The organism is Ruegeria sp. CL3, assembly GCF_056536505.1.
The window spans coordinates 60,197-72,082 of record NZ_JBQFPT010000015.1 but is presented as its reverse complement, the minus strand read 5'-3'; the positions used below and the strand labels follow the sequence as shown (position 1 = coordinate 72,082).

13 protein-coding genes are annotated in these 11,886 nt (G+C 59.6%); 8 read left to right on the top strand and 5 right to left on the bottom strand.

From position 1 onward, the window contains the following. Window positions 1-57 precede the first annotated feature (57 nt). Together ACR0NO_RS19880 and ACR0NO_RS19875 are read left to right on the top strand one after the other, a co-directional pair. On the top strand, window positions 58-348 hold the full coding sequence (locus ACR0NO_RS19880; protein WP_170380432.1) for a hypothetical protein: 291 nt from the start codon (window positions 58-60) through the stop codon (window positions 346-348). Window positions 349-426: 78 nt separating this feature from the next. Beyond that, window positions 427-924, top strand: a complete 498-nt coding sequence (locus ACR0NO_RS19875; protein ID WP_480725252.1) for a hypothetical protein — start codon at window positions 427-429, stop codon at window positions 922-924. A gap of 4 nt (window positions 925-928) precedes the next feature. On the opposite strand, the gene ACR0NO_RS19870 is transcribed toward ACR0NO_RS19875, so the two are convergent. Beyond that, window positions 929-1,693: a sulfite exporter TauE/SafE family protein gene (locus ACR0NO_RS19870; RefSeq protein ID WP_480725238.1), complete on the bottom strand. Its 765-nt coding sequence runs from the start codon at window positions 1,691-1,693 to the stop codon at window positions 929-931. 144 nt (window positions 1,694-1,837) lie between these two features. Here ACR0NO_RS19870 and ACR0NO_RS19865 point away from each other — a divergent pair, with 144 nt between their 5' ends. From ACR0NO_RS19865 to ACR0NO_RS19855, 3 genes are all read left to right on the top strand, one after another. Continuing rightward, window positions 1,838-3,529: an acyl-CoA dehydrogenase family protein gene (locus tag ACR0NO_RS19865; RefSeq protein WP_480725237.1), complete on the top strand. Its 1,692-nt coding sequence runs from the start codon at window positions 1,838-1,840 to the stop codon at window positions 3,527-3,529. Window positions 3,530-3,737: 208 nt separating this feature from the next. After that, the gene (locus ACR0NO_RS19860) at window positions 3,738-4,286 is read left to right on the top strand and encodes a hypothetical protein (RefSeq protein ID WP_480725236.1); all 549 of its coding nucleotides are present in this window, start codon (window positions 3,738-3,740) and stop codon (window positions 4,284-4,286) included. 43 nt (window positions 4,287-4,329) lie between these two features. Beyond that, a complete protein-coding gene (locus ACR0NO_RS19855; protein WP_480725234.1) occupies window positions 4,330-4,722 on the top strand; it encodes an META domain-containing protein in 393 nt (130 codons plus the stop codon). On the opposite strand, the gene recO is transcribed toward ACR0NO_RS19855, so the two are convergent. Then, window positions 4,706-5,431, bottom strand: coding sequence for a DNA repair protein RecO (recO, locus tag ACR0NO_RS19850; protein WP_480725233.1), 726 nt, complete (start codon window positions 5,429-5,431; stop codon window positions 4,706-4,708). The two genes, ACR0NO_RS19855 and recO, sit on opposite strands and share 17 nt — an antisense overlap. Window positions 5,432-5,545: 114 nt before the next feature. Between recO and ACR0NO_RS19845 the strand changes: the two genes are divergently transcribed. Both ACR0NO_RS19845 and trhA read left to right on the top strand, forming a co-directional pair. Continuing rightward, entirely contained in the window at window positions 5,546-7,843 is a 2,298-nt protein-coding gene (locus tag ACR0NO_RS19845) for a fatty acid cis/trans isomerase (protein WP_480725231.1), read from the top strand. Between the two features lie 122 nt (window positions 7,844-7,965). Continuing rightward, window positions 7,966-8,634, top strand: a complete 669-nt coding sequence (gene trhA / locus ACR0NO_RS19840; protein ID WP_170380438.1) for a PAQR family membrane homeostasis protein TrhA — start codon at window positions 7,966-7,968, stop codon at window positions 8,632-8,634. Window positions 8,635-8,641: 7 nt separating this feature from the next. On the opposite strand, the gene ACR0NO_RS19835 is transcribed toward trhA, so the two are convergent. The 3 genes from ACR0NO_RS19835 to era form a co-directional block, all read right to left on the bottom strand. Continuing rightward, window positions 8,642-8,965: a SemiSWEET transporter gene (locus ACR0NO_RS19835; protein ID WP_170380439.1), complete on the bottom strand. Its 324-nt coding sequence runs from the start codon at window positions 8,963-8,965 to the stop codon at window positions 8,642-8,644. 104 nt (window positions 8,966-9,069) lie between these two features. Further along, window positions 9,070-9,399 carry a DUF1491 family protein gene (locus tag ACR0NO_RS19830; RefSeq protein WP_480725229.1) on the bottom strand — a complete coding sequence of 110 codons (330 nt, stop codon included), beginning with the start codon at window positions 9,397-9,399 and terminating at the stop codon, window positions 9,070-9,072. Then, the gene (era, locus tag ACR0NO_RS19825) at window positions 9,396-10,304 is read right to left on the bottom strand and encodes a GTPase Era (RefSeq protein ID WP_480725227.1); all 909 of its coding nucleotides are present in this window, start codon (window positions 10,302-10,304) and stop codon (window positions 9,396-9,398) included. The genes ACR0NO_RS19830 and era overlap by 4 nt, the downstream gene beginning before the upstream one ends. 158 nt (window positions 10,305-10,462) lie before the next feature. Between era and ACR0NO_RS19820 the strand changes: the two genes are divergently transcribed. Then, complete coding sequence (locus ACR0NO_RS19820) at window positions 10,463-11,839, top strand: multicopper oxidase family protein (RefSeq protein ID WP_480725226.1); 1,377 nt, start codon at window positions 10,463-10,465, stop codon at window positions 11,837-11,839. The last annotated feature ends 47 nt before the right edge of the window (window positions 11,840-11,886 follow it).

Below are 11,886 nucleotides of genomic sequence, written 5' to 3'. Positions count from 1 at the left end.
GGACATATTTCCAGGTTTCGGCTTTGGCCGCGTTGGCACGAAAAAGACAGGTAAGATATGACCGAAATCTCGAAACTCACCGAACTTCGCAAGCTTATGCAAAGCATGGAGCGCACACTAGGCCTTGAACAGCTTTCTCCGGTCGAGCGCGACATTTATTACGCAGCCGAAGAGCTATCGAAAGCCGATCAGGAAGTCCGGACATTCGGCTTGATCGAACACACTCTGGTCCAGAGCGTTTCGCGGCCCACCTTTTTTCGCGCGCTGAAGTCGCTGGTCGAAAAAGGTTATCTGTCGCAAAGCGGCACAGCCAATCGCGGACGGTATATCGTACATGCACCACGGTGACGCCGCGCCCCGGCAGATCAACGGCTGATCGACGTGCGCAAGTGGGCCTCGGAAACATTTTTTGCCTCTTTGGCCTATGTGATCGCATCCTTCCTCACTTTTGAGGTCCTGATGCCTTTGCAGAACTTGTTCTTTCCCGAATATCCAAGCCGGGCAAGTCTGCTGTTTCTGCCACATGGTGTGCGTGTTTTATCCGCGTGGCTCTTGGGCTGGAGAGCGATCTTTGCCCTTCTTCCCGGTGTTTTCATCGTTTTCGCAGCACTCGGCGGCAGCGATGTGTTCTTACCCAGTCGTATTATGGCGATGGCAATCGCCGTAACAACGGTTCCCGCGGTCTTCTATCTCTGCAAGTGGCTCGGATGGGATTTGTTCCCGCGCGCCGACCACAAGCCCTGCTGGATCTGCATCATGGGCGTCGGCGTTGTGACCTCATTCCTGGTCTCGGGGCTGACGAACCTGGCCTTCGGCAGTGCGACCGCTGAGTACATAGCCTTTCTGATCGGAGACGTCTCGGGCCTGTTCTTCCTTATGCTCGGCCTCTATTTCGCGTTTCGCTTAGCGGACAAGAGGGCGTGATCCGCTAACCGAACAATCCACGACGGACAAGGTTTAGCCCAGCAACCAGAAGCACCAACAGGGTGATTTTCCGAAACAGGGCCTGATCAATGCGGTTCTGCAACCGCATTCCCAGCCACAACCCTGCAAGGGCTGGCAAGACCAAAACGGCCGAGAACGGCGCTGTCTCTCGGTTCAGTATCCCTGACCCGATATGTGCCACTGTCAAAGCAACAGCGCCCAAACCATAGATCACACCCTGCACTCTCAACTGCTCTTGCTTTGGGGTGTTCAGGGCCGTCAGATACGCCACGGTCGGAGGGCCCCACACGCCCGATATCCCACCTACAAAGCCCGCAATTACGCCGAAGATCGCTTCTATTCGCGCTGATGCTTCCTTGAGGGAAAAGGTGACCCCGAGGATCTGCAGCAATGCAAAAGCCGTCACCGGAATGCCGATCAACATCAGGAAGGTCGAAGCTGGAACCAGCGTCACAAGTTGTGCCCCGAGCAGCAGAAAGATCAAACCGACGCTGAGAAAGACCCGGAACCGTCGGATCGAGGCAATAGCCGCCCGCCCCCCTTCCTGCAGCGCCTGAACGCCGTTGGTCACAACGGTCGAGAAGATCAGACCGGCAACAGCAAGCTCGGGTGGCAGAAACATGCTCAGCCCAGAAACAAGAACCATCGGCATCGCGAAACCGACCATGCCTTTGACCCATCCGGCAAGACACGCAATCGCAGCAGCCAGAGCAAGATCGGTCGGAGAGAGTATGGAAAACAGTGTCATGCCGTCTAGATATCACCCTGTGCGCTCTCTGCACTGCAAAAATGCCAAGGTAATATTTGAACTTTTTCGCTACGTAATAAGTATTTTTGTTGCGCTGCACGTGCAGCATGATATGACCAGACGACGCAAAAGAGGACGTGATTCATGGCCCATGACGGACAGGATATGACCCAGATGACGACAGCTGCGATTTTGCCGGACCTTCTGGCCCTGACAAAGGCCGCTGTACCAGCGGTTGAAGCTGTATTTGAGCGCGCGCGCGATTCGGTGCGGTCCATGGTCGAGGCTGACGGTCGCATCTCGGGTGCGTTGATCGAGGCGAACCAGACAGCTGCTCACGGGCTGGCATGGCTGGCGACCTATCATCAGTCCCTTGCACAGATGCAACGCTGGGCCGAAGCGCTTGAGGCGGACGGCAAGTTTGGCGAGATTGAGCAACTGCTGCACCAGATCGCCTTTGGTGAGTATCTGCATCAGGTCGCTGGCGGTATCCCCATGAACCAAGGCGAAGTTGTACGCCTGCAGGATCTGGGGCTGGGCTGGGACGCTCTGTCCGGGTTCCAGACTTCTGAGATCCAGACGCTGATGGCGCGGGCCAATACGCAAGCCGCGCGGTCTCGCCTTGTCGCCCTGATGGAAGACCAGGCGGGAGCCACCATGTTCGGCGCGTCGGGTCTGGACGAAGAACTTGAGATGATCCGTGACCAATTCCGCCGTTATGCCGTCGAAAAGGTCGAACCGCACGCCCATGACTGGCACCTCAAGGACGAACTGATCCCGATCGAAGTCATCGAAGAACTGGCCGAGATGGGCGTTTTCGGCCTGACCATCCCCGAAGAGTTCGGCGGATTCGGCCTGTCCAAAGCTTCGATGTGCGTGGTGTCCGAGGAGCTTTCGCGTGGCTATATCGGTGTTGGCTCTCTGGGCACGCGCTCCGAGATTGCGGCTGAGTTGATCATCGCAGGCGGTACGGATGAGCAAAAAGCGAACTGGCTGCCGAAGCTGGCCAGCGCTGAAATCTTGCCGACGGCTGTGTTCACCGAACCCAACACCGGCTCGGATCTGGGCAGCCTGCGCACACGCGCGGTCAAGAACGCCGATGGCGACTATGAGATCACGGGCAACAAAACGTGGATAACTCACGCGGCCCGCACCCATGTGATGACCCTGCTGGCACGCACCAATCCTGACAGCACTGATCACCGTGGCCTGTCGATGTTCCTGGCCGAAAAGACACCGGGCACGGACGAAGCCCCCTTCCCCACCCCCGGCATGACCGGTGGTGAGATCGAGGTGCTGGGGTATCGCGGCATGAAAGAATACGAGCTGGGCTTTGACGGCTTCCACGTGACGGGTGAGAACCTTCTTGGCGGCGAAGAAGGCAAAGGCTTCAAGCAGTTGATGGAGACTTTTGAGTCCGCCCGTATCCAAACTGCCGCCCGCGCCATTGGCGTGGCGCAAAGTGCACTGGATATCGCGATGCAATATGCGCAGGACCGCAAGCAGTTTGGCAAGTCGCTGATCAACTTCCCGCGCGTGTCCGGCAAGCTGGCGATGATGGCGGTTGAGATCATGATCGCGCGGCAGTTGACCTATTTCTCGGCCTGGGAAAAAGACCACGGCCAGCGCTGCGATCTTGAGGCCGGTATGGCCAAGCTGCTGGGCGCACGTGTGGCCTGGGCCGCGGCCGATAACGGGCTGCAGATTCACGGCGGTAACGGCTTCGCGCTGGAATACAAGATCAGCCGTGTCCTGTGCGACGCGCGCATCCTGAACATTTTCGAAGGGGCTGCCGAAATTCAGGCACAGGTCATTGCACGGCGTCTGCTGGGCTGACCGAAATTCGGCAACTTCATTTCCCCAACTGAACCCGGCGCCCGCGCCGGGTTTTTTTCTTGAATTGCTTATTTTGTGCGCGGCGCTATCCGCGCGTCCCACAACGCGCACAGAACCAATTCTGAACACTCCTCACTGCAACTTCCCCCTTCCCGATCCCGCGCAGATCACTTACACGACCTCTCGAAACCCGGACGGAGAGACGAACGTGATACGCCTGACCGCGCTGCTTGCTGCCTTGGTGATGCTAACCCTCGGGGCTTGCGCTCCGTCTTCGACTGTTACACGGGCGGATGTCGATGGGCTGGCGCTTGAAATCCGCAATCTCGGCCCCAATGTCGATCCGGCCGAGGCCCGCCGCGCCGCGGAAATCTCGTACAGCTATTCGCAACAATTGAAGCGCGACTGGAACGTGACGGATTCGCCGATCGTTCACAACGCCAAGGTCATCAACGGCTTTCGTGACTATGGCCTGTGCAATGACTGGGCGCAGGCCATGACCCGGCGCTTGCAGCAAGAGAACTTTCGAACGCTGGATGTGCATTGGGCCACCTCCCCTCCGACCACGTTCCGCATCATCCACCATTCGGCGGCGATCAGCGCGCGTGGGGACAGCCTGAAGGACGGCGTGATCCTTGATCCCTGGCGTCAGAGCGGTGATCTGTTCTGGGGCGAGATCTCGGAAGACGACCGCTACAACTGGCGGCCCCGGCTGGAGGTGCGCGAAGAGCTGATCTCGGCCAGCGCGGGCAGCTGAGATTCCGGTTCAGCCCAAACCGAAGTCGCGATAGATTGTGCGCATGTTACGCTTGACCCTCGTTCTGCCCTTGATGGCGCTGTTTCAATGCGACCGCGACGAAACCGTGACGGCCTACGGCGCGTCTGACCGGTCCTGGGTGCTGCAAGAGATTGACGGGCAGCCCTTTCAAGCCAGCGCCCTGCTGCAATTCCCCGAAGAGGGCAAGATCGCGGGCAATGCCCCCTGCAATAGCTACAATGGCACGCTGAACGCGCCCTATCCATGGTTCGAGATCAAGGACCTTGCCGCCACCCGCGCCGCCTGTGCCGCACTTGAGGCCGAGGGCATGTATTTCGCAGCACTGTTGGCGATGACCCAATCCGAGGTTTCGGGCGATGTTCTTATTCTGCGCAATGAGGACGGGCACGAGATGGTGTTCAAAGCCGCCGAGTAAGCCTCTCGATGAACCTCGCCCGCGCCTCGGGCAGTGGATGATGGCCCAGCGCGGGCGCAACGCGGTGTTCCATGAAATACCCCGTCGTGTTCAGTCCCTGCACGATCTCGGCATCCGGGGCCGTCCCTTCGCCTCGCAGACAGGGCGGCAGGGACAATAGGCGATCGGCCCACTCTCCGGCACCCTCAACACTGACGGCCCGACCCGTTTTGGGCGAGACATAGACCAGCCCCTCGGTCGCGCCGGTCACAGCGCAGGAGGACAGATCGAGGCCAAAGCCCAGCTCCTCAAGCAGCGCAAGTTCCCAACGCAGATAAGCGAGCGGCCAGATCTCATCTTGCCCTAGCAGATCCATCAACTGCTCGGTCTGGGTGTAGATAGCGGGATGCGGTTCGCGCTCGGGCAGGCAAAAGGACAACAGCGACACCACCGCGTTCAGCCCCGCCAGCGCCAGCCGACCAGAGAACGCCGCTGCCGCGCGCGAGCGCAGAGGTTCGACCTGGAAAGTGCCGATATGTTCCTCAAGCCGCGCCCGCCACAGCACGTCCAGCTGTGCGCCGGGCTGCAGGATCGGCGCGATCTTGCGGCTGGTTCCCCCGCGCACCACTCCCGCATGACGGCCATGAGCCTCGGTGAAGACCTCGATAATCGCGGCCGTTTCACCGTGGCGGCGCGTGGTCAGTAAGATGCCGTGATCGCGCCAGTCCAAGGCAAGCTCCGGTCGGGGTTGGAAATCGGTCGCCTCACAAGAGCGCAACTGCGCGGCGGGCGCAAGCGGGATGGGGGACTCGACAAACCGGATGAGAGAACCAAGAGTGGAGCAATGGGACAGAGGACGCTACGGCCAGCCAAATTCTGGGTGACGCTGATCGCATGGATCATCGCACCCCTTTCCGCATTCGCTCAGGCAGACTGGTCACAGGTCAAGCCAGTTCTCGACAAGCGATGCGTGGTTTGCCACGGCTGCTACGATGCGCCCTGTCAGGTCAAGCTGACCTCGCCCGAAGGACTGCTGCGCGGCGGCAGCAAGCTGGCGGTTTATCATTCGCAGCGCCTGGAAGATGCCCAGCCCACCCGTTTGGCACAGGATGCAACAACGGTTGAGGGGTGGCGGGATTTAGGGTTCCATCCGGTTCTTCCGCAGGCACAAGGCGAAACCAGCCTGCTTGAACGCTATCTGGCCCTGGGCGCCGAGAACCCTCTGCCCACAAACGCGCCCCTGCCGGACTCGTTGGGGCTGGCGCTTGACCGCCCCTTGGTCTGCCCAACCGATAAGGAGTTCGACGCCTTCCGCGAAAGTCATCCCATGGCCGGAATGCCCTATGGGACTGCTCCGCTGACGGCCTCAGAGCATGCGCTGTTGATGGATTGGGTGCAGAGCGGAGTAGCCTTGCCTGAGGCGGCTACGCCCTTGCCGGACGATATCCAAGAACAGGTCACCGCGTGGGAGGCGTTCCTGAACGCCCCCGACCCGCGCGCTCAATTGATGAACCGGTATCTGTTTGAACATCTGTTTCTGGCCCGCCTGCATTTCGAAGGCGATGACCCACGACGGTTCTTTCAAATGGTCCGGTCCAGAACGCCCAGCGGAGAAGAGATCGGCATCATCGCCACCCGCCGTCCGTTTGATGATCCCGGCGAAGGGCCGTTCTACTACCGTTTGCAACAGGTCGAAGAGACCATCGTCCACAAGGAACACCTGGTCTATACCTTAAGCCCTGATCGCATGGCGCGGTTTCAGGCGCTGTTCCTGCAGCCCAACTGGGCACTGACCGACCTGCCCTCCTATGGCGATGCCGAGGGCGGAGACCCGTTCTCGACCTTCGCGGGGATCCCCGCGCGCAGCCGCTATCAATTCCTGTTGGACGACGCACTGTTCTTTGTCCGCAGCTTCATCCGCGGCCCCGTCTGTCACGGAGAGACTGCCGTTGACGTCATCGAGGACCGGTTCTGGGTCAGTTTCCTTGACCCCGACGCCGACCTCTCGATCACCGACCCAAGCTTTCTGGCCGAAGGCGCTGCGCTTCTTGAGCTGCCCGTCGCGCAGACGGATCAAAACCTTGGTGACTTGCACATGTTCTCGCATCAGAACCAGGCCGAGTACCTTGAGTTCCGCGATACCCGCTATCGCAACAGTCCCGCGCATCAAACTGGCTGGGGCTATGACGCGATTTGGGATGGTGAAGGAACCAACCCGAACGCCCTGATCACCGTGTTTCGGCATTTCGACAACGCCTCGGCCCTGACTGGGTTTCATGGTGATATCCCGGAAACCGCCTGGGTCATCGATTATCCGGTGTTTGAACGGATCTACTATAATCTGGTTGCCGGATACGACGTGTTCGGACGTGTCGAACACCAACTGGCGACCCGTATCTACATGGACGAATTGCGCATGGAGAGTGAGGATAACTTCCTGACCTTCATGCCGCGCAATCTGCGGCCGGGGATGCACGAAAACTGGTACCGAGGCGTTCTGGCCAGGTTGCACACATTCTGGCACACCCGCCGCATCGACGACACGATGCCCACGGGGGTCACGTTCGAAACGAACACCCCCAAGCAGGAGTTTCTTTTGCAGCTTCTGGCGCGCGGCAATGGTCTATGGTCGCGCTCAGACCCGATCAACCGATGCGATGGCGCGGATTGCGCGCAGGATGCGCTGACTTCGCTGGCTAGCAAGACCGGGCCGTGGGTCAAGTTTCTACCCGACCTGTCCTTGCTGGTGGTCGAGACAAGCGACAAGAAGGCTGAGATTTTCACGCTGATCCACGACAAGGCCCACACCAACATAGCCTTCCTGTTTGACGAATCCGCCCGGCGAGAGCCTGACAAAGACACTTTGACCATTCTGCCTGAGATGATCGGAAGCTACCCAAACTTCTTCTTCAAACTGCCTGAAGCGCAATTGCCCGACTTTGTTCAGGCTGTGAAAGCGGTCGCCACGCAAGAGGACTGGATGCAGCTGGTTGCCGATTTCGGCGTGCGTCGGACCAGCGAAGATTTCTGGGCCATCAGCGATCAGATCCACACCCGTTTTTTGAAGGATAACCCAATCCAGGCGGGCATTCTGGACCTCAACCGGTACAAAGACCCAAAGCCCGGCGAAGATCCGACCTGAGCATTGCGGTTTGATGAAGAGGGGATGAAAAACACCCGCCAGCGCCGCCAGCTGTGACACCCACACGATAAGTTCAGCCCGGCAGACTTGCCCAAACGCGACAGCGGCCCTACCCTTTTACCATGCGATCTTTTGCACATATCCGGCCAGCCTACAGCCGGGCCGAGCGCATCAGTGACGGAGTTGTACATGTTCTGGGCCTGTTTCTAGCCCTCATCGCGGTTCCCATTCTGATTGTCATGACGATGTACTATCGCGCCGACCCGGACGCGGTCATGGGCGCGTCGATCTACGGAATGACGCTGATCCTGATGCTCAGCTTTTCTGCGCTCTACAACATGGTCGTTAGCGATCGATGGTCCGAAGTTCTTCGCAGGCTGGATCACTCGGGCATCTATGTGAAGATCGCAGGCACCTACACGCCTTTCCTGCTGCTGTCCGGAGCGCAAGCCCCGGGGCTGATGATCGGCCTTTGGTCCTCGGCCACGCTGGGGTCGGTGCTGAAAATGGTGGACCCGCATCGCTTTCGCTGGATCGGGCTGGTCTTGTATCTGGGAATGGGCTGGGCTGCCGTCTGGAGCGGGCATGCCTTGCTGGACGAGCTGCCACCCTCAGTTCTGGCCCTGATGATTGCCGGAGGGGTAGTCTATACCGCAGGCGTCATCTTCTACCTGTCCGACTGGATGCCCTATCACAACACGATCTGGCATGTTTTCGTTCTGGCAGGTAGTGTTCTGTTCTTCGCCGCCGTATCACTACGGGTGTCGCTGGAGCCGCTGTTGCTAGGCTAATGCCCACTCAGAACGTTAGGCCCGCGTGCATCAGGATACCAAGCACCATCAACATGTTGAGGATCATCGAGATCCCGTTGCCCACATAAATCGGCAGCTTTCCGACCACCAACCCATAGGCAAACCACAGGAAGGACAGCGCAGCATAAAGCGACCAGGACAAAAGCGATTGGCCGGTGGCGTGTTGCGAGTGGGTGAAAAACAGCTTGATCAGCTGCGGCAGCGTGGCAAAGGGGCCGACGACACCAATGAAGACCATGAAGCCTTCGAATCGCTGCATCCAATGACCCAGGTTCGATTTTTCAAGTTTCTCAGCGAGTGTTTCAGCCACGCCACCACCTGACCTTTTTGCGGTTTTCTCAACGATCAGCCTTTGCCGATCTGCTCTTCAAACTAGACGCTTTGGGCCAACTGTCCAAGTCCCTGTGGGTGGGTCTATTCCAGCCCCTCTTCATCCAGCAAATGCCGTCCCTGCCGGTCTTCGACCTCAATCACCCAGAGATCGGGGTCAAAGCTGCGCTGGCGCTGGATGGCCTCGTCCACATCACCCTCGGCGCCGCTAGAGAGTTCTACCCATTTGCGCGCGCCGCTCATCAGGTCAAAGCTGCGTTGGAAGGCCACCGCCTGCCCATCAAGCGTGTTGAGCTTGACCAGAACCGCGCCCGCCATGTCATCGCCATGCGCCACCACAAAGGCCGGGATTTCCTGAAACCGCAGCCGCGCCAGATAGGCATGGACCCAGAAGTCTGCGGTCAGACGGGTCATGCGTTGCCGTCTTTGAAATCCAGACCCATTTCCGAGTACCGCTCGGATTCCTCCAACCAGTTGGGCCGGACTTTGACCTGCAGGAACAGGTGAATCTTGCGGTCGAGGAACTCTTCCAATTCCGCCCGCGCGGCCTGGCTGACGGCCTTGATCGTCTCGCCCTTTTTGCCCAGCACGATGCCTTTGTGGCCGTCGCGCATGACATAGATGATCTGATCAATCCGGGCCGAGCCGTCTTTGCGCTCTTCCCAGCTCTCGGTTTCGACGGTCAGCTGATAGGGCAGCTCCTGATGCAGGCGCAGGGTCAACTTTTCACGCGTCATCTCGGCGGCGATCATGCGCAGGGGCAGATCGGCGATCTGATCCTCGGGGTAAAGCCACGGGCCTTCGGGCAGCTCACCCGCCAGCCATTTGCGCAGGTCGTTGACGCCGTGGCCTTTCTCGGCCGAGATCATGAAGGTCTCAGCAAAAGGGTAGCGAGCGTTCAGGTCACTGGTCAGCGCCAGCAGCTTCTCGGAGGGCACCTTGTCGATCTTGTTGATGGCCAGCGCAATCGTACGGCCCTGTCCGATCTCTTCGAGCCCTTCAAGGATGCGCTCGACCCCTTCGGTGATGCCGCGATGGGCCTCGATCATCAGGACAACAACATCCGCATCAGCCGCCCCACCCCACGCAGCGGCAACCATCGCACGGTCCAAACGGCGACGAGGTTTGAACAGGCCCGGCGTGTCAACAAAGACCAGCTGCGCGTCGCGCTCCATCGCCACGCCACGGATGCGGGCGCGGGTGGTCTGCACCTTATGCGTCACGATCGAGACCTTGGCCCCGACCATGCGGTTCAAAAGGGTGGATTTGCCTGCGTTGGGCTCTCCGATCAGGGCGATAAATCCGGCGCGTGTGGTCATGTGTGTTGCGATCCTGTTTGCAAGTGCGCACCCCTATAGCAGAAAGCCCGCGCGGGCCAGAGGGATTTGTCGCATTGCGATCCGTCGTGTGCAGTGAAACTGTAGCCACACGCCACGCCGATGACAGCCAGGCGAAGATTTCATCAAAGAGGCAAATCATGAAACGTCGCGAGTTCCTTTTGGGCAGCAGCGCCGCCGCTGGGGCAATCGGATTGGGAGGGTTCGGTCTGGCCTCGGCCGCGCCTGAATTGATCATCCAATCGGCCAGTTTTGCACTGCGCGATCAGGTGACGACCGGGATGGTCAGCCTGTCCTCCGATGCGCCTCCGCCGGTACTGCGGGGCCGTCAGGGCGAGGCGATGCGCCTGCCGGTGCGCAACTCGACACTGGACTACACAGCGATGCATTGGCACGGCCTGCGCATTCCGAACGCAATGGACGGCGTTCCCTATCTGACCCAGATGCCAATGGGGCCGAATGAACTGTTCGACTATGAGTTCACGCCCCCCGATGCCGGAACCTATTGGTACCACCCTCATTGCATGACGATGGAGCAGATGGCCCATGGTCTGACCGGCGTGATGGTTATTTCCGAGGCCGAAGATCCCGGGTTTGACAGCGAACAGGTCATTAACCTGCGCGATTTCCGTCTGGATGACGAAGACCAGTTCTTGCCCGCCTATACCCAGCGCGGCGCGGCACGGGCTGGAACGTTCGGCAATCTGCAAACCGCGAATTGGCTGGATACGCCTGTCTATGACCACATCTCGGGCGGGTTGGTGCGGCTGCGGGTGGTGAACACGGATACGACCCGGATCTATCGGCTACATCTTGCGGGCGGCAAGACCCGGATCATCGCCTGGGACGGGCATCCGGTTGCTGTCGAGCTCCCCCTGCCAAGCGCCGAGGACCCTCTGCTGGTTGGACCGGGCCAACGGGTGGATTTCGCGGTGGCGATGCCCTCAGGCGAGGGGCAGATGGTGGATCTGGTCGCGAAACTGCCAGGTCAGCCGCATCGCCCGATGGCACGTCTTCGGGCCGTAGGCGCGGATGTTGCGCGGGACTTGCGGGAGTTGAAACAACTGCCCCCGAACCCGGTTGCACGGCCTGATCTGGCAAAGGCCGAACTGCATGAGTTCGTCTTTGGCTGGACGCCCGAAGGAGGAGAGCCGAATAACGGGTTCTGTGGCTCTCTGGGGTATAATTTCTGGTCGATCAACCGGACCCCTTGGGCGGGCGATGCCGCCGAGGGCATTGGCCCTCTGGCCGTTTTGGAGATGGGCAAAAGCTACGTTCTGCGGCTGCGCAACGAATCGCCGAACTTGCACCCGATCCATTTGCATGGGCTTGTGTTCACGCCGTTGAAATCTAACCTGCGCAAGCTGCCGCCTTTGCTGACCGATACCATGTTGCTGCTGAAAGATGAGGTCGTTGAAATCGCGCTTGTCGCGGACAATCCCGGTGACTGGGCCTTTCATTGCCATGTGATCGAGCATCAGAAAACCGGTCTAACCGGGTATATCCGGGTGGTATAGGCATCGGATTGGCTGCGCCAATCCGACCGGGAGGCGGCCAGCCCCCT

Coding starts and splice junctions, on each gene's coding strand:
- ACR0NO_RS19880 (WP_170380432.1), top strand. CDS start 58: ATGACCGAAATCTCGAAACTCACCGAACTTCGCAAGCTTATGCAAAGC.
- ACR0NO_RS19870 (WP_480725238.1), bottom strand. CDS start 1,693: ATGACACTGTTTTCCATACTCTCTCCGACCGATCTTGCTCTGGCTGCT.
- ACR0NO_RS19865 (WP_480725237.1), top strand. CDS start 1,838: ATGGCCCATGACGGACAGGATATGACCCAGATGACGACAGCTGCGATT.
- ACR0NO_RS19855 (WP_480725234.1), top strand. CDS start 4,330: ATGTTACGCTTGACCCTCGTTCTGCCCTTGATGGCGCTGTTTCAATGC.
- ACR0NO_RS19845 (WP_480725231.1), top strand. CDS start 5,546: ATGGGACAGAGGACGCTACGGCCAGCCAAATTCTGGGTGACGCTGATC.
- trhA (WP_170380438.1), top strand. CDS start 7,966: ATGCGATCTTTTGCACATATCCGGCCAGCCTACAGCCGGGCCGAGCGC.
- ACR0NO_RS19830 (WP_480725229.1), bottom strand. CDS start 9,399: ATGACCCGTCTGACCGCAGACTTCTGGGTCCATGCCTATCTGGCGCGG.
- era (WP_480725227.1), bottom strand. CDS start 10,304: ATGACCACACGCGCCGGATTTATCGCCCTGATCGGAGAGCCCAACGCA.
- ACR0NO_RS19820 (WP_480725226.1), top strand. CDS start 10,463: ATGAAACGTCGCGAGTTCCTTTTGGGCAGCAGCGCCGCCGCTGGGGCA.